We start from the raw sequence: 19,645 nt of genomic DNA, 5'->3' as shown, positions 1-19,645 counted from the left end.
CGGCGAATTTCACTCGGCCGCCTCCAACGCACCGCCATTGTCGCGAATACGGCGTTCGAGTTCGGGGCGGAAATGCTTGATCAGGCCCTGGATCGGCCAGGCCGCGGCGTCGCCGAGCGCGCAGATGGTGTGGCCTTCGACCTGCTTGGTGACGTCGAACAGCGTGTCGATTTCGCTGATGTCGGCGTCGCCGGTGCGCAGCCGTTCCATCACGCGCCACATCCAGCCGGTGCCCTCGCGGCACGGCGTGCACTGACCGCAGCTTTCATGCTTGTAGAAATAGCTGATGCGGCTGATAGCCTGGACGACGTCGGTCGACTTGTCCATCACGATCGCGGCGGCGGTGCCGAGGCCCGATCCGACGGCCTTCAGCCCGTCGAAATCCATCGGGCAGTCCATGATCTCGGCCGCCGGAACCAGCGGAACCGACGAACCGCCGGGGATCACCGCGAGCAGATTGTCCCAACCACCGCGAATGCCGCCGCAATGCTTGTCGATCAGTTCGCGAAAGGGGATGCTCATCTCTTCCTCGACGACGCACGGGCGCTCGACATGGCCCGAGATCTGGAAGAGCTTGGTGCCCTTGTTGTTCTCGCGCCCGAAGCTTGAGAACCACGACGCGCCGCGGCGCAGGATCGTCGGGACGACCGCGATGCTCTCGACATTGTTGACCGTCGTCGGGCAGCCATAGAGGCCGGCGCCCGCCGGGAACGGCGGTTTCAGGCGCGGCTGGCCCTTCTTGCCCTCAAGGCTTTCGATCATCGCGGTTTCTTCGCCGCAGATGTACGCGCCGGCGCCGCGGTGGACAAAAACGTCGAAATCATAACCCGACTTGGCGGCGTTCTTGCCGAGCAGGCCGGCATCATACGCCTCCTGCACCGCGGCGAAGAGCGTCTCGGCCTCGCGGATGAACTCGCCGCGGATGTAGATATAGGCGGCGCGCGCGCGCATCGCGAAACCCGCGATCAGCGCGCCTTCGATCAGCTTGTGCGGATCGTGGCGGATGATCTCGCGGTCCTTGCACGAACCCGGCTCGGATTCGTCGGCGTTGATGACGAGGAAGCTCGGGCGATCGGCGCGCGGCTCCTTCGGCATGAACGACCATTTCAGACCGGTCGGGAAGCCCGCGCCGCCGCGGCCGCGCAGCCCCGACGCCTTGATCTCCTCGATGATCGCGTCCTGGCCGCGCTTCATCAGGTCCTTGGTCTTGTCCCAGTCGCCGCGCATCTGCGCGGATTTGAGGTTCCACGGCTGAAAACCGTAGATGTTGGTGAAGATGCGATCCTTGTCGGCGAGCATTAGCGGCGCTTTCCGAAAAGCCGTTCGGCGAGGAAATAGATGACGAGGATGACCGCGACGACGATCGCGATCTGCGCCAGATTGATTGCGACCTTGGCCGCCAGCGAAAGCAGGACGCACGCCACGATCACGAAGATCAGCAGGACGATCAGTTGGATGAGCTTTTGCACTTGCATTACCAGGCCTTCCGATAGTCGTGGTTGGCCTTGACCATCTCGACCAGCGTCGTCGGGCCGCCCTGCGGCTCGCTGGTGTGGCGATCGGCGAGCTGGGTTCCCGCCTTCGGTGTTTCGCCCGCCGCCAGCGCATCGAGGATCGCGGCGGTGCGGTCGAAATCGAGGTCTTCGTAATTGTCGTCGTTGATCTGGACCATCGGCGCGTTGGTGCAGGTGCCCATGCACTCGACCTCGGTCAGCGTGAACAGGCCGTCGGGCGTCGTCTTGCCCTTGACCATGCCGCGGTTCTTGCACGCCGCCATCACATCGTCGGAGCCGCGCAGCAGGCACGGCGTCGTGCCGCACACCTGGACGTGATAGCGGCCGACCGGCGCCATATTGTACATGGTGTAGAAGGTCGCGACCTCATAGGCGCGGATGAACGGCATTCCGAGCTGGCTCGCGACATATTCGATCACCGGCACGGGCAGCCAGCCCTGCGTCTGCGTCTCGGCGCCGACCTGGCGCTGCGCGAGGTCGAGCAACGGCATCACCGCCGAACGCTGGCGCCCCGCGGGGTAGCGCGCGATGACGGTCTTCGCCTTTTCGGCATTTTCGGCCGTCCAGGCAAACGCGCCCCAGCGCGCGCGGACTTCGGCCTCATCGGGGATTTGGGGTGCGTCAGCCATGCTGCTTGCTCACTAATTTGTTGCGGCCCCACCAAGCTGCGGCAATCGAAAGAGCCACCACTCCGAACAGGAACGGCATGCCGGTCGCCATCACGACCGGAATGCCGATCAGGAAGCACAAGGCAAAGAAGAGGAGAGATGTCTGCCGCGACGTCACCGGTCGCACTCCCCGAACACGACGTCGATCGCGCCGATGATCGCAGTGGTGTCGGCGAGCATATGGCCCTTCGACATCATATCCATCGCCTGCAGGTGCGAGAACGCCGTCGGGCGGATCTTGCAGCGGTACGGCTTGTTGCTGCCGTCGCTGACGAGGTAGACGCCAAATTCGCCCTTCGGGCTTTCGGTCGCCACATAAACTTCGCCCGCGGGGACGTGGAAACCCTCGGTATAGAGCTTGAAGTGATGGATCAGCGATTCCATCGACTGCTTCATCTCGCCGCGCTTCGGCGGCACGACCTTGCGGTCGAGGCTGGCGATCGGGCCGGTGGGCATGTCGCGCAGGCACTGCTTGATGATCTTCGCCGACTGATAGACTTCTTCGACGCGGACCATGAAGCGGTCGTAGCAGTCGCCGCGGGTGCCGACGGGGATGTCGAAATCCATCTTGGCATAGGCGTCATAGGGCTGCGACTTGCGCAGATCCCAGGCGATGCCGCTGCCGCGGATCATCGGGCCCGAGAAGCCCCATGCCAGCGCATCTTCCTTGCTGACCGTCGCGATATCGACGTTGCGCTGCTTGAAGATGCGGTTGTCGATGACGAGGCTCATCGCGTCGCCGAACAATTCGGGCAGCCGCTTTTCGACCCACTCGCCGATGTCGACGAGCAGCTTTTCGGGGACATCCTGATGCACGCCGCCGGGGCGGAACCACGCCGAGTGCATGCGCGCGCCCGACGCGCGTTCGAAGAAGTTGAGGCAATCCTCGCGCAGTTCGAACACCCACAGGTTCGGGGTCATCGCGCCGACGTCCATCACGTGCGACCCGATGTTGAGCATGTGATTGCAGATGCGCGTCAGCTCGGCGAACAAAACGCGCAGATATTGCGCGCGCGCCGGCACCTCGAGGTCGAGCAATTTCTCGATCGCGAGCACGTAGCTATGTTCCATCGCGAGCGGCGAGCAATAGTCGAGCCGGTCGAAATAGGGCAAAGCCTGAAGATAGGTCTTATACTCGATCAGCTTTTCGGTGCCGCGGTGGAGCAGCCCGACGTGCGGGTCGACGCGCTCGATGATCTCGCCATCGAGTTCGAGCACGAGGCGCAACACGCCGTGCGCCGCGGGATGCTGCGGCCCGAAGTTGATCGTGTAGTTGGTGACGACCTGGTCGCCCGCGGTGTTCGCGGTATCGACCGGATAGCCTTCGAACATGTCGCCGCCGTGGTGCTTCACATAGGGAGAGTCGGTCATGCGTCACCTCCGTCCGTCTTCGCAGCCTTGGGCTTGCGCGGCGCGCGCGGCTTGGCCGGGGCCTTTTCCGCCTTGGTCGTCGCGGGCGTCTTGGCGGCCTTGGTCGCCGCCTTCGCGCTCGCGCCGTCGCGGCTGGTTTTCGCGGCCTTCAGATTGGCCTTCGCGCCGGCGCCGGTCTGCGCCGGGGTTTCGGTGGTTTTCGGAGTCGGCGGCGGCGGGGCCTTCGCCTTGTCGTCGGCGGCCTTGACCTCTTTCGCGGTCATCGGCGTCGGCGCGCCCTTGCCGGGCGCCTCGCCCGTACCGCCGGCCTTTTCGTCGCCCGGCAGTACATAGTCGGCGCCTTCCCACGGCGACATGAAGTCGAAATTGCGGAAATCCTGCGCGAGCCGCACGGGTTCATAGACGACGCGCTTGTCCTCTTCGCTGTAGCGCAGCTCGGTATAACCGGTCAGCGGGAAGTCCTTGCGCTGCGGATGGCCCTGGAACCCATAGTCGGTCAGGATGCGGCGCAGGTCGGGGTTGCCCGCGAACAGCACGCCGTACATGTCGAACACCTCGCGCTCGAGCCAGCCGGCGTTCGGCCAGACGGGAACGATCGTCGGCACCGGCGTCGCCTCGTCGGTCGAGACGCGGACGCGCAGGCGGTGGTTCTTCGTGACGCTGAGCAGGTGATAGACGACCTCGAAGCGCTCAGGCCGGTCGGGATAGTCGACCCCGGCGATTTCCATCATCTGCTGATAGTCGAGATTGTCGCGCAGCGCGATCATCACCGCGGCGATCGCGTCGCGATCCACCGTGATGCTGTCCTCGTCGGCGGCAAAATCATGCGCGAGCAAATCCTTGCCAAGCAGCGCCTTGAGCGCAGCAGCAAGGCCCGACTGCGGGGCGACCAAAGGAGCAGGATGACCCATCAGCGTTCGATCGTTCCGGTGCGGCGGATCTTCCGCTGCAATTGCATCACGCCATAGAGCAAGGCTTCGGCGGTCGGCGGGCAACCGGGGACATAGATGTCGACGGGCACGATGCGGTCGCAGCCGCGCACCACCGAATAGCTATAGTGATAATAGCCGCCGCCATTGGCGCAGCTGCCCATCGAGATGACATATTTCGGGTTCGACATCTGGTCGTACACGCGGCGCAGCGCGGGCGCCATCTTGTTGCACAGCGTGCCCGCGACGATCATCACGTCCGACTGGCGCGGCGATGCGCGCGGCGCGGCGCCGAAGCGTTCCATGTCGTAACGCGGCATGTTGACGTGGATCATCTCGACCGCGCAGCACGCGAGACCGAAGGTCATCCACCACAGCGAGCCGGTGCGCGCCCAGTTGAACAGGTCCTCGGTCGAGGTGACGAGAAAGCCCTTGTCGCCGACCTCGTTGTTGAGGTCGTCGAAAAAGCCCGCGTCGGGATTGGTCCCGGGCGCCACCGGCATCTGGCCGGGCATCAGGATGCTCGAATTGCTCATTCCCAATCCAGCGCCCCTTTCTTCCATGCATAAACAAGGCCGAGTGCGAGTTCGGCGAGGAAAATCATCATCGTCGCCCAGCCGGCCCAGCCGATTTCCTCGAGGCTCACCGCCCAGGGAAAGAGGAAGGCCGCTTCGAGATCGAAGATGATGAAAAGAATGGCGACGAGATAAAAGCGCACGTCGAACTGGCTGCGCGCGTCCTCGAACGCGGGGAAGCCGCATTCATATTCGGTCAGTTTTGCCGGATCGGGCTGGTGCGCACCGGTCAGGCGGGAAACGCCCATCGGCAGGAACACGAATGCGGCCGACAGGCCGACAGCCACGAACAGGAAAATCAGGATCGGCAGATATTGCGTCAGGTCGACCATGGGAGCTCGCAGTTCATCTGTTGTCTGTTGGGGTGTTGGTCACCCTTTGTTGCGGGCGCTTTAGGCCAGCAAAGCGCCACTCGCAAGCGCTGCGGACAGGAAAATCATGCCCATGTGACCAAAAGCATATTGTCCCTAGGCGAGGCATGTTACGCCGCCGTCGGGTCGGTCGGCCGCGCGTATCGCGGATGGTATGGAATGAGGGAAGAACATGGGTAAATTTTCGATAGCGGGCGGGTTGGTCGTGGCGGCGGCAATGTTCGCGGCGGCGCCCGCGCAGGCCCAACTGGTCAACGCGAAGGATCCGCAGGCGATCAAGGCGATCGTCGAGTCGCAAGGCTGGCCTGCGACGCTGGTCACCAAGCCGGGTGAGAATCCTTATATCGAAAGCAGCCGCGACGGCCTGAAGTTCCTCGTCCTGTTCATGAACTGCGACGAGGGCAAGGACTGCAAGACGCTGCAATATTATATGGGTTTCAACGACGCCAAGAGCACGACGCTTGAGCAACTCAACAAATGGAACAGCGAGAAACGCTTCGCGCGCGCCTATCGGGACGATAGCGGCGACCCGGTGCTCGAAATGGACGTCGACCTCGACTTCGCGGGCCTTCCGCGCGAAAATCTGAGCGATAGCTTCAGCACCTGGGCGGCGCTGATGGACGCCTATCAGGCGTTCGTCATGGAAAAATAGCGATGGAGCGTCGGGCGCGATGTCTCAACGGACGTCGCGCCCGGCGACCGCCGCAGGAAGAAATGGGGGAATCGTCCGCGCAACGCCCTTGCCTTGCTGTATTATCAAACTAAAACAGCAGATCGAAATCCCAGGAAAGGACGACGATGCTGCGGGCGACATTTGTTGGAACGATATTGGCACTGGCCAGCCCGGCCATCGCCTGCGCCGAAGAGGCCCCACAATCGGCAACGGCGGCCATCGAGGAAACGGCGATTGCGGGTTTTCCGCATGCCAAGCTCTACCGGCTTGCCGGATCTCAGCAGCGGCCGGTCGTCGTCATCCTCGCCGGCGCCGAGGGCGGTGACGGGGCCGGAAAGCGTTTCGGACCGATCCTCGCCCGGCTTGGCTATGCCGCGGTCAGCCTGCCCTATTATTCGCCGAACTGGGGCAGCTTTGGACCGCCGCCCGAATATGCCGACCTGCCGGGCAGCTTCATCGACATTCGGGTCGACCAGATCGCCGGACTGAAGGCGCAACTCGCGACGATGCCGGGCGTCGACACCAGCCGGTTCGGCCTGTTCGCCGGATCGAAAGGTTCCGAATTCGCGCTGATCGCCGCAAGCCGCTATCCATGGATCGCCGGCGTCGTCGCCTATGCGCCGTCCGATCTGGTGTGGGAGGGCTGGGGGCTCGAGATGGTCGAGGCCGAGGGCACGCGATCGTCCTTCGCCTTCGATGGCAAGCCCCTGCCCTTCATGCCCTATCGCGGTTTTGTCGAAGGGCTGATGGCCGGGGACAAGGCCGATTTGCGCGCGATCCACGAGAATGGCCGCGCCGACCATGGCGATCGCGAAACCGCCGCGCGCATTCCGGTCGACGCCTATCGCGGCGAACTGATGCTGATCGCGGGCGACAAGGACCGGCTGTGGAATTCGGGCCGGATGGCGCGTAACATCGTCGCGACGCGCGACGCGGCAGGGTTGAAGACCACCGCGCTGCTCTATCCCGATGCCGGGCATGACCTGGCGGGCGGGTCGACCGAAGCCCGCGACGATCCGCGCGGCGGCGGCAGTCCCGACGCCAATGCCAAGGCGCGCGGCGATGCCTGGCCGCAGGTCGTGGGGTTTCTCAGGGACGCGCTGCATCCCTGAATCGTAACGTGCGAAATCAGGCGTTGCGCAGCGCGCCCGCGACCAGCTTTTGCAGCTTCGAATGCACTGCGGCGCTGCCGGCGATGAATTCGCTGCGTTCGATAGCGCGGTCGCCGCCGCGGAAATCGCTGACGAAGCCGCCGGCTTCGCGCACCAGCAATATGCCAGCGGCGACGTCCCAGATCTTGAGGTCGCTTTCCCAGAAACCATCATAACGGCCCGCCGCGACCCATGCGAGGTCGAGGCTGGCGGCGCCGAAGCGGCGGATGCCCGCGACTTCGGGCGCGACCGCGCCGAACACGCGGCTCCACTGCGCCATATTGCCATGGCCCATGAAGGGGATGCCGGTGGCGATCAGGCATTCGTTGAGATGGCGGCGCGACGACACGCGCAGGCGGCGGTCATGCAGCCAGGCGCCGCGCCCGCGCTCGGCCCAATAGCTTTCGTCGGTCACCGGGTGGTAGATGAGGCACGAGGTGATATCGCCCCAGCCGCCGCCGAGCTTGGGCTCCTGCACTGCGATCGAGATCGCGAAATGCGGGATCGCGTGGAGGAAGTTCGAGGTGCCGTCGAGCGGATCGATGATGAAACGCGGCTTGCCGGGATCGCCCTCGATCACGCCGCCCTCTTCGAGCACGAAGCCCCAGCCCGGACGATCGCGGCCAAGTTCGTCATAGAGCGTGCGCTCGGCGGCCTGGTCGGCCTTCGAGACGAAGTCTGCGGGGCCCTTTTGCGACACCTGCAGATGTTCGATCTCGCCGAAGTCGCGGCGCAGCTTGGTGCCCGCCTTGCGCGCGGCGCGTTCCATGACGGTGATGATGCCCGATACGGCCATTTCGAATCTCCCCCCTCCCGCTTGCGGGAGGGGTCGGGGGAGGGAATGTATTCGGGACAAAAGCCTGCTCCCCGAACAGGCCCTCCCCTAACCCCTCCCGCAAGAGGGAGGGGAACTTAATCAGTCCGCGCGGCGGACATATTCGCGGTCGTACACATGCACGACGATGCGGGTGCCGCTGGTGATGTGCGGCGGCACCATCACGCGCACGCCATTGTCGAGGATCGCGGGCTTGTACGACGACGAGGCGGTCTGCCCCTTCACCACCGCGTCGGCCTCGACGATCGTCGCTTCGATATGTTCGGGCAGCTCGACCGAGATCGGGCGCTCTTCCCAAAGCTCGAGCACGACATCCATGCCGTCCTGCAGGAATTCATGCGCGTCGCCAACGACGTCCTTGGCGATCGTGATCTGTTCGAACGTGTCCTTGTCCATGAACACCAGATCGTCGCCCTCGGCATAGAGGAACTGGAAATCCTTGGTGTCGAGGCGGACCTTTTCGACCGTGTCGGCGCTGCGGAAACGGTTGTTGAGTTTGCGGCCGTCGATCAGATTCTTGGCCTCGACCTGCATATAGGCGCCGCCCTTGCCCGGCTGGGTGTGCTGGATCTTGGTGACCTTCCAGATCCCCTTTTCATATTCGATAATATTGCCGGGACGGATTTCAACGCCGGTGATTTTCATCGCGCACACTCGCTGGTTCAAGGATGGAAAGAGCCGCCGACGCGTCGCGACGCACCGGATACAGGAGCGCGCCCTTAGCCGCGAAGGCGGCGAAGGGCAAGCGCGCGTTCGTTCAGGCCGTGGTCTCGACCGCTTTGCGCGTCCGCGCATAGCTGAGCGAGATCAGCGCGACGAACAGGCCGAGGCCGATGAAGATCGACGGCACATGGAAGCCGTCGCCGACCACCGCGAGCGGCGCATCGCTGTCGGTCGCATAGACGAGACCCGCATAAAAGACCCCGAACAGGCTCTCACCGACGATCATTCCGGTCGCGGTCAGCACGCCCATGCGGTGCGCGAACGCGGCGTTGGTGCGGCGTTCGGCCCAGCGGTCGTAGAACCAGCCGCCGACGGCGCCGATCACGACGGGCAGGATCACCGCCATCGGCAGGTAGATACCGATGCCGATGGCGAGCGGCGGCAGCCGCAGCTTGCCCGCGCGGCCGAGCAGTTCGTCGACGAGGATGAAGCCGACGCCCGCGAGCGCGCCGTAGCCGAGCATCGTCCAGTTGAGATCACCGCCGAGCACGCCCTTGGCCAGCGACGAGATCAGCCCGGCCTGCGGTGCGGCCAGCGCATTGGGACCCGCGCCGGGAACGCCGACGAAGCCGAGCGTCTCGTTGAGCACGTTGAGCACAGGCGGCACCACAAGCGAACCGAAGAACACGCCGATCATCAGCGCGACCTGCTGCTTCCACGGCGTCGCGCCGACGAGCTGGCCGGTCTTGAGGTCCTGGAGATTGTCGTTCGAGATCGTCGCGATGCCGAACACCACGCCGGTGACGATCAGCGCATAGGCGACCATCGCCGCGCTCGCCTCTTCGCCGCCGCCGCGCCCAAGCAGCCCGACGAGCAACAACGACGAGGCGATGATCGCGAGGATACCGATGCCCGATACCGGCGAGTTCGACGCGCCGATCAGGCCGGCCATATAGCCCGTGACCGACGCGATCATCAGCCCGATCACGACGACGAAGACGAGCGCGCCCGCGACGAGAATCACCGCCGACCCCGCCAGCGGCCCGCCCGCGAGGATCGACCAGAGCAGCCAGGCGATCGGGATCAGCACCAGCAGCGACCCGCCGAACACCCAGCCGATCGGAATATCCTGCTCCCCGACCGCCAACACCGTGCCCGCGTGACGCGCCTTGCTCGCCGCCATCGCCGAGCGGATGCCGCCGATCACCGGACTCGCGATCTTGAGCAGCGTCCAGAGTGCCGCGACCGCGATCACCCCGGCGCCGAAGAAACGCACGTCGGCGCGGAACACGGTATTCGCGATCGTCCCGGCATCGGGGCCCGAGACGCCCTGCGTCAGGATCGGCAGTAGCACCCACCAGCCGGTGACCAGCCCGACAAGCTGCGCAAGACCGACCGACAGGCCGACGAGATGACCAACGCCGAACAGTGCGAAGCCGAGGCCGCCGGCGATACCGGTCGCGCCCGCCCCGACAGAAAACCATTTCGACACTTCGCCCGCCGCGACCTTCATCTGGGTGAGCAGGGTAAAACCGGCGGCGACGAGGCTGTTCCACAGCAAGGCCGACAGGCCCGCCTTATTCTCCGCCGCGCCCTCGGCGCTCGCGGCGCCGACCTGCAGCACTTCGGCGGCGGCGCGTCCTTCGGGATAGGGCAGGTCCGAATCGACGACGAGCGCGCGGCGCAGCGGTACCGAGAAGAGCACGCCCAACAGGCCGCCGAGCATCGTGATCGCGGTGGTTTCGAGCAGCGGGAAGCCCTGCCAGTAGCCGACCATGACGAGGCCGGGCAGCACGAAGATGATCGCGGCGAGCGTGCCCGCGGCGCTCGCGATCGTCTGGACGATATTATTCTCGAGGATCGTCGCGCCGGTCATGAAGCGCAGCAGCGCCATAGAAATCACCGCGGCGGGAATCGAGGTCGCGAAGGTCAGCCCGACCTTCAGCCCCAGATAGACGTTCGCGGCGGTGAACATCAACGTCAGGACGCCGCCGAGCAGGACGGCGCGCAGCGTCAGTTCGCGGACGCCGGCTTTCGCCCCGGTGGTTGGCGTGGTGGCTTCGGTCATACTCGGTCTCCCCGCCCGCTGTGTTGCGAGGTGCCGCGCGATGCGCAAGCGAAAAGGCGTGGGCGCTATTGGACCGAAGCGCCAAATGCGACGGACCGAAATCCTTTTGACGCAACGATCCAATAGGAATGCGCCCGGCGCTGGCAGAAGCGCCCCCATGATGACCTGCAACCTCTCCGACGATATGCGCCGCCCCCGCCGCGGCGGCAACGCCCTCCCCCGGCGCCCCACCCCTGTGCCGGCCTGTTCGGCTGGCGAAAGGATGGCGCCCCGCCCCGTAGCCGCGATGACGACCCCGGCAAGAAGCCCGGTCCCGACTACCCCGCCGGCTGACCCGTCAGCGGCGGCCGCGCCGTCCGGTGAGCAGCGGATAGGGATTGATCGGCTCGCCCGCCGTCCAGGCGCTACCCGGCACGGTGGTCAGCATCTGAAAATGCAGGTGCGGAAAGGCCGGATCGGCATTGCCGCTCGCCCCGACGGTCGCGATCACCTGCCCCCGTTTGACCCTGTCCCCTTCGGCGAGGCCGCGGCGATAGCCCTGCAGATGCGCGTAATAGAGCATCAATCGACCGTCGTCGGAGCGCTGGTAGATGGTGAGACCGCCGCGATCGGAGGCAAAGAGCTTCTCGATCCGCCCGTCCATCGCGGCCAGCACCGGCGTGCCGACGGGTGCCGGAATGTCGATCGCATGGTGCGCCCGCCCGCCGGCGCGCGCGCTGGTCCAGCTGTCGACCAGTTCGGAGGGCTTGATCCCCTCGACCGGAATGATGATGGCGATGTCCGGTGCGCCGCGTCCGCTCGCTGCCGCTGCGACGCCCAATGCGAGCATCGCAATCGCAGCGCGGACCGCCGCGCTTTTCACCCCGCCAGTAGCGCGTCGAACTGTTTCACCGCCGCCGCCGCGCCCTCGGGGTGCGACCAGACCGCCCCCGACACCGCGATGAAATCGGCGCCGGCGTCGATCAATGCCCGGGCATTGTCGGGGGTGATGCCGCCGATCGCGACGCACGGCAGTTCGAACATGCTTTGCCACCAGGTCAGGATTTCGGGGTCGGCCATATGTTCGACGGTCTTGGTCGTCGTCGGATAAAAGGCGCCGAAGGCGACATAATCGGCGCCGGCATCGCCCGCTTCCATCGCGAGGTGGCGACTGCCGTGACAGGTCACGCCGATCTGCGCATCGGCACCGAGGATGCGGCGCGCCTCGCGGGGATCGCCATCGTCCTGCCCCAGATGCAGCCCGTCGGCGCCGAGCCGCTTCGCCAGCGCGACATCGTCGTTGACGATGAAGGCGGTGTCGTGCGCGGCGCAGATCGCCTTCAACGGTTCGGCGAGCCGCGCCGCCTCATGCTGCTCGATCCCCTTGACGCGAAACTGGAACGCTGCGACCGGCGCGGCGGCCAGCGCCTCCTCAAGCCGGGCAGGAAAATCGCCACCGACGTCGAGCGGCGAGATGAGATAAAGTTGGCACGGGGTGCGGGTCACTTGGGTCATGGCGGGTTCATAGCGACGCGCTTAGGTGCGGGCAAATGATGAAAACAGCCTGTCTCGCTACCCTCGGCGCCCTTTCGCTTTCGGCCTGCGCCGCGACCGGCGCCGCCACCCCGCTCGCCGACGGAAGCGACGTCGCGCTCGGCCAGCGCGCGATGGTCGACGGCCCGATCGTCCAGCCGGTCGAGATACTCGAGGACAGCCGCTGCCCGATGAACGCGCGCTGCGTCTGGGCAGGCCGGGTGCGGGTGAAGATGGTCTGGTGGCGCGGCAATGGCGAAAAGCAACCGTTCGAGGTGACACTCGGCGAATCGACCCCGCTGGCGGACGGCGCGATCCGGCTGGAGTCGGTGCGGCCGGAGAAAAGGACTGACGTGACGTTGAAGCCCGAGGATTACCGGTTCAGTTTCCGGTTCGACGGCGGGATTTAACCCACCTCGTCATTGCGAGGAGCCGAAGGCGACGCGGCAATCTCAAGACATCGACTGTACGCAAGGTCGATGGCTGGAGATTGCTTCGCTTCGCTCGCAATGACGGGAGGGATTTAGCGCACCCGCGCCAGCACGAAGCCATCCCATTTCTTCGCACCCACCGTCTGCACCGCGGTCGCGTCGAGGCGCGGGTCGGCGCTCAGCATGTCGAACAAGGCGCGGGTGCCGACGATACGTTCGTCGTCGCTGTCCGCCTCCAGCACCCCGCCCTCGCGCACGACATTGTCGACGACGATCGTCGTGCCGCTGCGCCCCAGACGGATTGCCTCGGACACGTAGAGCGCGTTGCTCTGCTTGTCGGCGTCGATGAAGACGAAGTCGAACGGCTCGCCCGTCGCCATCGCGCCGAGGCTGTCGGCGGCGGAGCCGATCCGGATATCGACCTTGTCCGACACCCCGGCGCGCTCCAGATTTGCGCGCGCGACGGCGGCATGATGCGGTTCGAGTTCGAGCGTCACCAGCCGCCCGTCATCGGGCAGCGCGCGCGCCAGCCAGATCGTCGAATAACCGCCGAGCGTGCCGACTTCGAGGATGCGGTTCGCGCCGGCGATCTGGGCGAGCAGGAACAGCATCTTGCCCTGCGTCGCCGACACGTCGATCGGCGGCAAGCCCTGTTTTTCATTGTTGGAGAGGGTGGCGGCAAGCGCGTCGTCGGCGCCGAGCAATTTGTCAGCGATATAATCGTCGACGGCTTGCCACCTCTCTCCCATCACATCAGGCCACCGAGGCCGCGTGAATTTCGTCGATCGCGCCGCCCAGCGACGCGTTGAAGTCGTCGTCGCTCATCTGGTGGCGCAGGTCTTCCAGCAGCGCGCGGCTGAAGCTGGCGATGATGCCGGGGTTCTTCGCCAGTTCGACACAGGCTTCGGGACGCGCGAAGCCGCCCGACAGCGCAACGACGCGGAGCACCTTGGGATGGTCGACCAGCGGCTGGAAAAGCCCGGCTTCGGTCGGCAGCGACAGTTTGAGCATAACCGGTTCGCCGTCCCAGGCGTCGAGCGCGGCGAGCGTCGCGGCGAGCAGCAGGCGATCGGCGGCGTCGCGCTCGGCGCTCTTGATGTTCACTTCGGGTTCGATGATCGGGACGAGGCCATGTGCCGCGATACGCGCCGCTTCGGCGAACTGCTGTTCGACGATCGCCTTCACGCCCGCTTGATTGGCGAGGTTGACGACGCTGCGCATCTTGGTGCCGAACACGCCCTTGGCGACAGCACGCGCGCACAACTCGTCGAGACCGGGGTTGGCCTTCATCAGCTGGACGCCATCGGCTTCGCCTTCGAGTCCCTTGTCGACCTTCAGGAACGGCACCACGCCGCGCTCCCAGAGCAGCGCCGGGACGGGCTTGCCGTCCGCGTCGCCGTCCATCGTGCGTTCGAACAGGATCGCGCCGATCACCTTCTCGCCATTGAAGCAGGGCGCGGTAACGATGCGGCTGCGCATGTCGTGGATCAGCCCAAACATTTCCTCGTCGTTCGAGAACGCATCGGCCTCGATGCCATAGCCCTTCAGCGCCTTTGGCGTCGAACCGCCGCTCTGGTCGAGCGCGGCGATAAAGCCCTGCCCCGATTTGATCTGGTCCAGCATGGCGGCATTGGCGGTGGTCATAACATCTCCGTGGCTTTGCATAGGTATGCGATGGCGCGCATAGCCACCCCGCTGGCGGGATGCAAATGCGCGCGCGAAATCAGGCTTTGAGTGCGTCGACCCCGGGCAGCGGCTTGCCTTCCATCCATTCGAGGAAGGCGCCGCCGGCGGTCGAGACGAAGGTGAAGTCGGCGGCCGCGCCGGCATGGTTGAGCGCCGCGACGGTGTCGCCGCCGCCCGCGACCGAAATCAGCGTGCCCCCGCGGGTCAACGCCGCGGCGGTTTTCGCCAGCGCGACGGTCGCGGTGTCGAACGGCGGGGTTTCGAACGCGCCGAGCGGGCCGTTCCACACGAGGGTACGGCAATTCTTCAGCACGTCGGCGAGCGCCTCGGTCGCGGCGGGGCCGATGTCGAGAATCATCTCGTCGGCGGCAACCTCATGGACATTGACCGTGCGCGTCGGCGGATTGGGGGCGAACTGCTTCGCCACCACGACGTCATAGGGCAGATGGATGGTGCAGCCCGCCTTGTCGGCGGCGTCGAAGATCGCGTTGGCGGTCTCGACCAGATCATGTTCGCACAGCGATTTGCCGACATCGACCCCGCGCGCGGCGAGAAAGGTGTTCGCCATGCCGCCGCCGATGATCAGATGATCGACCTGACCGACCAGATTGCGCAGCACGTCGATCTTCGACGACACCTTGGCGCCGCCGACGACCGCCGCGACCGGATGCGCCGGATTGCCGAGCGCCGCGTCGAGCGCGTTGAGTTCGGCCTCCATCGCACGGCCGGCATAGGAGGGCAGCCGGTGCGCAATGCCCTCGGTCGAGCCATGCGCGCGGTGCGCCGCCGAAAAGGCGTCATTGACATAGAGGTCGCCGACTTCGGCGAGCGCATCGGCAAAGGCCGGGTCGTTGGCTTCTTCGCCGGGGTTGAAGCGCGTATTTTCCATCACCGCGACGTCGCCGGCGGCGAGCACGGCGATGCCCGCCTTGGCGCCTTCGCCGACGCATTCGGGGATGAACATCACCGAATGGCCGAGCACATCCTCGAGCCCGCCCATGACGAGGCTCAGCGATTGAGTCGGGTTCTTCGCACCCTTCGGCCGCCCGAAATGCGCAAGCAGCAGCACGATCGCGCCCTTGTCCGACAGTTCGCGGATCGTCGGCATCGCCGCCTCGATCCGCGTCCGGTCGCCGACCGCGCCATCGATCATCGGGACATTGAGGTCGACGCGCACCAGCACCTTCTTGCCGGTGACGTCGCCGATGTCGTCGAGGGTCTTGAACGCGGCCATCGCTTTTTCCCTTCGGTTCAGAGGAACTTGGCGATCACGCCCGCGGTGTCGATCATGCGGTTCGAGAAGCCCCATTCATTGTCGTACCAGCTGAGCACGCGCACCAGCTTGCCGTCGATGACCGCGGTTTCGAGGCTGTCGATCGTCGAGCTGTCGGCATTGTGGTTGAAGTCGATCGAAACCAGCGGCTCCTCGGTATAGCCGAGCACGCCCTTGAGCGGGCCTTCGGCCGCGGCCTTGAGCACCGCGTTGACCTCTTCCTTGGTCGTCTCGCGCAGCGGGGTGAAGGTCAGGTCGACGACCGACACATTCGGGGTCGGGACGCGGATCGACGAGCCGTCGAGCTTGCCCTTGAGTTCGGGCAGGACGAGGCCGACGGCCACGGCGGCGCCGGTCGAGGTCGGGATCATCGACATCGCGGCGGCGCGGGCGCGGCGCGGGTCGTCGTGGATCTGGTCGAGGATCTTCTGGTCGTTGGTGTAAGCGTGGATCGTCGTCATCAGGCCGCGCTCGATCCCGATCGCCTCGTGCAGCACCTTGGCGAAGGGCGCGAGGCAGTTGGTCGTGCACGACGCGTTCGAGATGATCAGGTGGTCGGCGGTGATCTTGTCGTCGTTGACGCCATAAACAACGGTCAGGTCGACTTCCTTGGCGGGGGCCGAGATCAGGACGCGCTTGGCGCCGGCGTCGAGATGCTTCTGGCCGCCGGCCTTGTTGGTGAAGAAGCCGGTGCATTCCATCACGATGTCGATGCCGTTAGCGGCATGCGGCAGCGCGGCGGGGTCGCGCTCGGCGGTCACCTGGATGCGCTTGCCGTTGATGATCAGGTCGTTGCCGTCGACTTCGACGGTGCCGTTGAAGGCGCCGTGGACCGAGTCATGGCGGAGCAGGCGGGCGTTCGCCTTGGCATCGCCGAGGTCGTTGATCGACACCAGTTCGAGATCATGGTCGGTCCGTTCCAGAATCGCGCGCGCCACATTGCGGCCGATGCGTCCGAAACCGTTGATTGCAACCTTCACTGCCATGTCGAAAAGTCCTTTCTGCGTGGGGCGACCCGGTCCTTAATTGCCGAGCTTTGCCAGAATTTGCGGGGTGATCGCATCGACCGTCAGGCCGAAATGCGCGTAGAGATCGTCGATCGGTGCCGAGGCGCCGAAGCTGTCGATGCCGAACCGCAAGCCGTCGCGGCCGGTGTAGCGTTCCCAGCCAAAGGTCGTGCCCGCCTCGATCGAGACGATCAGCGTGTCGCGCGGCAGGATCGCGTCCTGATAGGCACCGTCCTGTTCATCGAACAATTCAGTCGAGACCATCGAGACGACGTCGGCGCCATGGCCGGCGGCTTCGAGCTTGTCGGCGATATCGATCGCCAGCGACACTTCGGACCCGGTTGCGACGAGTACGATCTTGCGCGCAGCCGAAGCTTCGCGGAGACGGTAACCGCCTTTGGCGCAAAGATTTTCGGTGACGTCATGACGCAGCGGCGGCAGATTCTGGCGGGTCAGCGCGAGCAGCGACGGCCGATCCGTCTGCGCCAGCGCCAGCGCCCAGCATTCGGCGGTCTCGACCGCGTCGGCGGGGCGCATCACGAGCAGGTTCGGCATCGCGCGTAGCGACTGGAGATGCTCGATCGGCTGGTGCGTCGGGCCGTCCTCGCCGAGCCCGATGCTGTCGTGCGTCATCACATAGACGACACGCTGCTGCTGCAGCGCCGACAGGCGGATCGCGGCGCGGCAATAGTCGGCGAACACCAGGAAGGTGCCGCCATAAGGGATCACGCCGCCGTGCAGCGCCATGCCGTTCATCGCGGCGGCCATGCCGAATTCGCGGATGCCATAATAGATATAGCGACCAGAATAATCGTCCTTGGTCAATGGCTTGGTCGACGATGTTTTGGTGTTGTTCGAACCGGTGAGGTCGGCGCTGCCGCCGATCATCGCGGCGATATCGGCCGTGAGCGCACCCAGCGTATTCTCCGACGCCTTGCGCGTTGCCACCTTCGGCGGTTCGGCGACGAGGCCATTCAGATAGGCGTCGAACGCCGCGCCGGGGGTCACGTCGCCCGTGATGCGCGCCGAAAATTCGTCCTTCTTTTGGTCATTTGCGAGGCGAAGCTTCCACAGAGAATGACGCTTCTTGCCCACTTCGCCGAAGGCGGCCCAGGCTTCCGCGACATCGGCGGGGACTTCGAACGGCGCGGCGGTCCAACCGAGCGTCTCGCGCGCGGCGGCGATTTCGTCGGCGCCGAGCGGCGCGCCGTGAGTCGCCGACGTGCCCTGCTTGTTCGGCGCACCGAAGCCGATGATCGTGCGGCACGCGATCAGCGACGGGCGCGGATCGGCGAGCGCGGCGTCGAGCGCGCGGCGGATGTCGGCGGGATCATGGCCGTCGCAGCTTTCGACATGCCAGCCGGTCGCGGCGTAGCGCGCGGCGATATCCTCGCTGGTCGACAGGTCGGTCGACCCGTCGATGGTGATCTTGTTGTCGTCCCACAATACGGTCATGCGGCCGAGCTGCAGATGGCCGGCCAGCCCGATCGCTTCGTGGTTGATGCCCTCCATCAGGCAGCCGTCGCCGGCGATCACCCAGGTGCGGTGATCGACAAGGTCGTCGCCATAGAGCGAATTCAGATGCCGTTCGGCGATCGCCATGCCGACCGCGGTGGCGAGTCCTTGCCCCAGCGGGCCGGTGGTCGTCTCGACGCCTTCGAGCTCAAAATTCTCCGGATGACCGGCACACGGGCTGCTCAGCTGGCGAAAATTGCGGATGTCCTCGATCGTCGGGCGCGCATAGCCCGCAAGGTGCAGCGTGGCATAGGCGAGCATCGAACCATGCCCCGCCGACAGGACGAATCGATCGCGGTCGGGCCAGTGCGGATCGGTCGGGTCGAAGCGCAGATAATCCGAATACAGGACCGTCGCGACATCGGCCATGCCCATCGGCATCCCCGGATGGCCGCTGTTCGCGGCCTGGACGGCGTCCATCGCAAGCGCGCGGATCGCGTTGGCGAGCTGACGTTCGGGCAGTGTCATAAGTCCCCCGGAAAAGGATAGGCAGTTGGCGGGATTCGGTGGGGACAGCCCTTTGCGGGGGGATGCCGCAGAGTCAACCGCTGTGGGCAAGAAATGCGCGCTTGAGGGCGCAATATTGCGCTGCTACGCCATGCATCATGGAACTCGACGAAGCCAGTCTCGCCATCGGCCGTATCGAGCGGGCGCTCAGCCGAATGGAAAAGGCGCTGACCGATCGCGCCGCCCGCCCGGCCGCCGCCCCCGCCGTTTCGGCAACCCCCTTGCCCCCTGCCGAACAGTCGGCGCTCAAGGCCGAAGTCGCGGCGGTGATCGGCGAACTCGACCGGCTGATCGCGGAGGCCGACCGTGGCTGACGTCAAACTCACCATCGCCGGACGCCCCTATGACGTGCATTGCGCCGACGGGCAGGAGGCGCAGCTGATCCAGCTTGCGAGCATCGTCGACACCAAGGCGCGCGGCATCCAGGGCGGCACCGAAGTGCGCCAATTGCTGTTCGCGGCGCTGATGCTCGCCGACGAGACGCAGGACGCGCAGACCAAGGCGGGCAGTGCCGAACCGCAGCTCGATTCGCTGCGCGCCGCGATCGCGCTCGCCGAGAGCCGCGAAACGGCAGCACGCGACGAGCTGCGCGCCGCAATCTCGCGCGAGTCGGCAGCGCTCGCCGAAGCGAAAAAAGCCGCGGACGGCGAGCGAGCGGCGCTCGATGAACTCGAAAAGCTGCGTCAGGGCGCGCCCGTCGTCCCCGCGCCGGCAGCGCCCGCGCACGGACGCGCGCTTGGCCAGATTGCCGACCGCATCGAGGCGCTGGCGACGAAAGTCGAGCAAATCCCTTGAGGAAGCGCGCCCCCCCCCCTACATAGGGGGCGGCGGGTACTGCCCGGCACGAGCTTTTGCGAAAATCCCTGAGGCGATACATCATCCTAGGGGGCTGTCCC

General features: G+C 65.6%; 23 protein-coding genes. 5 read left to right on the top strand and 18 right to left on the bottom strand.

Annotated elements, in window-relative coordinates:
* Nucleotides 1-9 precede the first annotated feature (9 nt).
* Genes nuoF through EEB18_RS18205 form a run of 8 tightly spaced genes read right to left on the bottom strand, consistent with a single transcriptional unit; the run spans nucleotide 10 to nucleotide 5,389 of the window.
* On the bottom strand, nucleotides 10-1,299 hold the full coding sequence (gene nuoF / locus EEB18_RS18240) for an NADH-quinone oxidoreductase subunit NuoF (RefSeq protein WP_187140210.1): 1,290 nt from the start codon (nucleotides 1,297-1,299) through the stop codon (nucleotides 10-12).
* Nucleotides 1,299-1,469: a hypothetical protein gene (locus EEB18_RS18235; RefSeq protein ID WP_156377815.1), complete on the bottom strand. Its 171-nt coding sequence runs from the start codon at nucleotides 1,467-1,469 to the stop codon at nucleotides 1,299-1,301. Before EEB18_RS18235 ends, nuoF begins: the two co-directional genes overlap by 1 nt.
* 5 nt (nucleotides 1,470-1,474) lie before the next feature.
* Nucleotides 1,475-2,143: a complex I 24 kDa subunit family protein gene (locus EEB18_RS18230; RefSeq protein ID WP_187140212.1), complete on the bottom strand. Its 669-nt coding sequence runs from the start codon at nucleotides 2,141-2,143 to the stop codon at nucleotides 1,475-1,477.
* Nucleotides 2,136-2,300: a hypothetical protein gene (locus EEB18_RS18225; protein ID WP_187140213.1), complete on the bottom strand. Its 165-nt coding sequence runs from the start codon at nucleotides 2,298-2,300 to the stop codon at nucleotides 2,136-2,138. The genes EEB18_RS18230 and EEB18_RS18225 overlap by 8 nt, the downstream gene beginning before the upstream one ends.
* A complete protein-coding gene (locus EEB18_RS18220) occupies nucleotides 2,297-3,514 on the bottom strand; it encodes an NADH-quinone oxidoreductase subunit D (protein WP_187140224.1) in 1,218 nt (405 codons plus the stop codon). The genes EEB18_RS18225 and EEB18_RS18220 overlap by 4 nt, the downstream gene beginning before the upstream one ends.
* Nucleotides 3,515-3,549: 35 nt before the next feature.
* Nucleotides 3,550-4,464, bottom strand: a complete 915-nt coding sequence (locus EEB18_RS18215) for an NADH-quinone oxidoreductase subunit C (protein ID WP_187140214.1) — start codon at nucleotides 4,462-4,464, stop codon at nucleotides 3,550-3,552.
* Nucleotides 4,464-5,018, bottom strand: coding sequence for a NuoB/complex I 20 kDa subunit family protein (locus EEB18_RS18210; RefSeq protein WP_156377814.1), 555 nt, complete (start codon nucleotides 5,016-5,018; stop codon nucleotides 4,464-4,466). The genes EEB18_RS18215 and EEB18_RS18210 overlap by 1 nt, the downstream gene beginning before the upstream one ends.
* Complete coding sequence (locus EEB18_RS18205; protein ID WP_056351288.1) at nucleotides 5,015-5,389, bottom strand: NADH-quinone oxidoreductase subunit A; 375 nt, start codon at nucleotides 5,387-5,389, stop codon at nucleotides 5,015-5,017. Before EEB18_RS18205 ends, EEB18_RS18210 begins: the two co-directional genes overlap by 4 nt.
* 211 nt (nucleotides 5,390-5,600) lie before the next feature.
* Here EEB18_RS18205 and EEB18_RS18200 point away from each other — a divergent pair, with 211 nt between their 5' ends.
* Both EEB18_RS18200 and EEB18_RS18195 read left to right on the top strand, forming a co-directional pair.
* Nucleotides 5,601-6,080 (top strand): YbjN domain-containing protein, encoded by a 480-nt coding sequence (locus tag EEB18_RS18200; RefSeq protein WP_187140215.1) that lies wholly within the window; start codon nucleotides 5,601-5,603, stop codon nucleotides 6,078-6,080.
* A 146-nt stretch (nucleotides 6,081-6,226) separates the two neighbouring features.
* Nucleotides 6,227-7,213, top strand: coding sequence for an acyl-CoA thioester hydrolase/BAAT C-terminal domain-containing protein (locus tag EEB18_RS18195; RefSeq protein ID WP_187669021.1), 987 nt, complete (start codon nucleotides 6,227-6,229; stop codon nucleotides 7,211-7,213).
* 16 nt (nucleotides 7,214-7,229) lie between these two features.
* Here EEB18_RS18195 and EEB18_RS18190 read toward each other — a convergent pair whose 3' ends face one another.
* The 5 genes from EEB18_RS18190 to thiE all read right to left on the bottom strand — a co-directional run bounded on the left by EEB18_RS18190 (nucleotide 7,230) and on the right by thiE (nucleotide 12,312).
* Nucleotides 7,230-8,048, bottom strand: coding sequence for an inositol monophosphatase family protein (locus tag EEB18_RS18190; RefSeq protein ID WP_056351281.1), 819 nt, complete (start codon nucleotides 8,046-8,048; stop codon nucleotides 7,230-7,232).
* A gap of 120 nt (nucleotides 8,049-8,168) precedes the next feature.
* A complete protein-coding gene (gene efp, locus EEB18_RS18185) occupies nucleotides 8,169-8,732 on the bottom strand; it encodes an elongation factor P (protein ID WP_187140217.1) in 564 nt (187 codons plus the stop codon).
* A gap of 112 nt (nucleotides 8,733-8,844) precedes the next feature.
* Nucleotides 8,845-10,818: an OPT family oligopeptide transporter gene (locus tag EEB18_RS18180; protein ID WP_187140218.1), complete on the bottom strand. Its 1,974-nt coding sequence runs from the start codon at nucleotides 10,816-10,818 to the stop codon at nucleotides 8,845-8,847.
* 337 nt (nucleotides 10,819-11,155) lie between these two features.
* Nucleotides 11,156-11,680, bottom strand: coding sequence for a M23 family metallopeptidase (locus tag EEB18_RS18175; RefSeq protein WP_262407996.1), 525 nt, complete (start codon nucleotides 11,678-11,680; stop codon nucleotides 11,156-11,158).
* A complete protein-coding gene (gene thiE / locus EEB18_RS18170; protein WP_187142419.1) occupies nucleotides 11,677-12,312 on the bottom strand; it encodes a thiamine phosphate synthase in 636 nt (211 codons plus the stop codon). Before thiE ends, EEB18_RS18175 begins: the two co-directional genes overlap by 4 nt.
* A 35-nt stretch (nucleotides 12,313-12,347) precedes the next feature.
* On the opposite strand from thiE, the gene EEB18_RS18165 reads away from it, so the two are divergent.
* Entirely contained in the window at nucleotides 12,348-12,740 is a 393-nt protein-coding gene (locus EEB18_RS18165) for a hypothetical protein (protein ID WP_262407995.1), read from the top strand.
* A gap of 113 nt (nucleotides 12,741-12,853) precedes the next feature.
* Here the strand turns inward: EEB18_RS18165 and EEB18_RS18160 are convergent, their stop codons facing one another.
* The 5 genes from EEB18_RS18160 to tkt all read right to left on the bottom strand — a co-directional run bounded on the left by EEB18_RS18160 (nucleotide 12,854) and on the right by tkt (nucleotide 18,710).
* Nucleotides 12,854-13,510, bottom strand: a complete 657-nt coding sequence (locus EEB18_RS18160; RefSeq protein ID WP_187142422.1) for an O-methyltransferase — start codon at nucleotides 13,508-13,510, stop codon at nucleotides 12,854-12,856.
* A 4-nt stretch (nucleotides 13,511-13,514) separates the two neighbouring features.
* Entirely contained in the window at nucleotides 13,515-14,384 is an 870-nt protein-coding gene (locus tag EEB18_RS18155) for a fructose bisphosphate aldolase (protein WP_187142421.1), read from the bottom strand.
* 100 nt (nucleotides 14,385-14,484) lie between these two features.
* Nucleotides 14,485-15,681 (bottom strand): phosphoglycerate kinase, encoded by a 1,197-nt coding sequence (locus tag EEB18_RS18150; RefSeq protein ID WP_056351267.1) that lies wholly within the window; start codon nucleotides 15,679-15,681, stop codon nucleotides 14,485-14,487.
* Nucleotides 15,682-15,698: 17 nt separating this feature from the next.
* Nucleotides 15,699-16,706, bottom strand: coding sequence for a type I glyceraldehyde-3-phosphate dehydrogenase (gene gap / locus EEB18_RS18145; RefSeq protein WP_056351266.1), 1,008 nt, complete (start codon nucleotides 16,704-16,706; stop codon nucleotides 15,699-15,701).
* A gap of 36 nt (nucleotides 16,707-16,742) precedes the next feature.
* The gene (gene tkt, locus EEB18_RS18140; RefSeq protein WP_187142418.1) at nucleotides 16,743-18,710 is read right to left on the bottom strand and encodes a transketolase; all 1,968 of its coding nucleotides are present in this window, start codon (nucleotides 18,708-18,710) and stop codon (nucleotides 16,743-16,745) included.
* Between the two features lie 137 nt (nucleotides 18,711-18,847).
* On the opposite strand from tkt, the gene EEB18_RS18135 reads away from it, so the two are divergent.
* Nucleotides 18,848-19,063: a hypothetical protein gene (locus EEB18_RS18135; RefSeq protein WP_056351262.1), complete on the top strand. Its 216-nt coding sequence runs from the start codon at nucleotides 18,848-18,850 to the stop codon at nucleotides 19,061-19,063.
* Nucleotides 19,056-19,544, top strand: coding sequence for a cell division protein ZapA (locus EEB18_RS18130; protein WP_187139819.1), 489 nt, complete (start codon nucleotides 19,056-19,058; stop codon nucleotides 19,542-19,544). Before EEB18_RS18135 ends, EEB18_RS18130 begins: the two co-directional genes overlap by 8 nt.
* Nucleotides 19,545-19,645 lie beyond the last annotated feature (101 nt).

This window comes from Sphingopyxis sp. OPL5 (assembly GCF_003797775.2).
Lineage (GTDB): Bacteria > Pseudomonadota > Alphaproteobacteria > Sphingomonadales > Sphingomonadaceae > Sphingopyxis.
The sequence above is the reverse complement of the archived record's forward strand: the minus strand, read 5'-3'. Positions and strand labels throughout refer to the sequence as shown.

Excerpts from the sequence above, each read along its gene's own strand:
- nuoF (WP_187140210.1), bottom strand. The coding sequence starts at position 1,299 with ATGCTCGCCGACAAGGATCGCATCTTCACCAACATCTACGGTTTTCAG.
- EEB18_RS18230 (WP_187140212.1), bottom strand. The coding sequence starts at position 2,143 with ATGGCTGACGCACCCCAAATCCCCGATGAGGCCGAAGTCCGCGCGCGC.
- EEB18_RS18220 (WP_187140224.1), bottom strand. The coding sequence starts at position 3,514 with ATGTTCGAAGGCTATCCGGTCGATACCGCGAACACCGCGGGCGACCAG.
- EEB18_RS18215 (WP_187140214.1), bottom strand. The coding sequence starts at position 4,464 with ATGGGTCATCCTGCTCCTTTGGTCGCCCCGCAGTCGGGCCTTGCTGCT.
- EEB18_RS18210 (WP_156377814.1), bottom strand. The coding sequence starts at position 5,018 with ATGAGCAATTCGAGCATCCTGATGCCCGGCCAGATGCCGGTGGCGCCC.
- EEB18_RS18205 (WP_056351288.1), bottom strand. The coding sequence starts at position 5,389 with ATGGTCGACCTGACGCAATATCTGCCGATCCTGATTTTCCTGTTCGTG.
- EEB18_RS18200 (WP_187140215.1), top strand. The coding sequence starts at position 5,601 with ATGGGTAAATTTTCGATAGCGGGCGGGTTGGTCGTGGCGGCGGCAATG.
- EEB18_RS18195 (WP_187669021.1), top strand. The coding sequence starts at position 6,227 with ATGCTGCGGGCGACATTTGTTGGAACGATATTGGCACTGGCCAGCCCG.
- EEB18_RS18190 (WP_056351281.1), bottom strand. The coding sequence starts at position 8,048 with ATGGCCGTATCGGGCATCATCACCGTCATGGAACGCGCCGCGCGCAAG.
- efp (WP_187140217.1), bottom strand. The coding sequence starts at position 8,732 with ATGAAAATCACCGGCGTTGAAATCCGTCCCGGCAATATTATCGAATAT.
- EEB18_RS18180 (WP_187140218.1), bottom strand. The coding sequence starts at position 10,818 with ATGACCGAAGCCACCACGCCAACCACCGGGGCGAAAGCCGGCGTCCGC.
- thiE (WP_187142419.1), bottom strand. The coding sequence starts at position 12,312 with ATGACCCAAGTGACCCGCACCCCGTGCCAACTTTATCTCATCTCGCCG.
- EEB18_RS18165 (WP_262407995.1), top strand. The coding sequence starts at position 12,348 with ATGATGAAAACAGCCTGTCTCGCTACCCTCGGCGCCCTTTCGCTTTCG.
- EEB18_RS18160 (WP_187142422.1), bottom strand. The coding sequence starts at position 13,510 with ATGGGAGAGAGGTGGCAAGCCGTCGACGATTATATCGCTGACAAATTG.
- EEB18_RS18155 (WP_187142421.1), bottom strand. The coding sequence starts at position 14,384 with ATGCTGGACCAGATCAAATCGGGGCAGGGCTTTATCGCCGCGCTCGAC.
- EEB18_RS18150 (WP_056351267.1), bottom strand. The coding sequence starts at position 15,681 with ATGGCCGCGTTCAAGACCCTCGACGACATCGGCGACGTCACCGGCAAG.
- gap (WP_056351266.1), bottom strand. The coding sequence starts at position 16,706 with ATGGCAGTGAAGGTTGCAATCAACGGTTTCGGACGCATCGGCCGCAAT.
- tkt (WP_187142418.1), bottom strand. The coding sequence starts at position 18,710 with ATGACACTGCCCGAACGTCAGCTCGCCAACGCGATCCGCGCGCTTGCG.
- EEB18_RS18135 (WP_056351262.1), top strand. The coding sequence starts at position 18,848 with ATGGAACTCGACGAAGCCAGTCTCGCCATCGGCCGTATCGAGCGGGCG.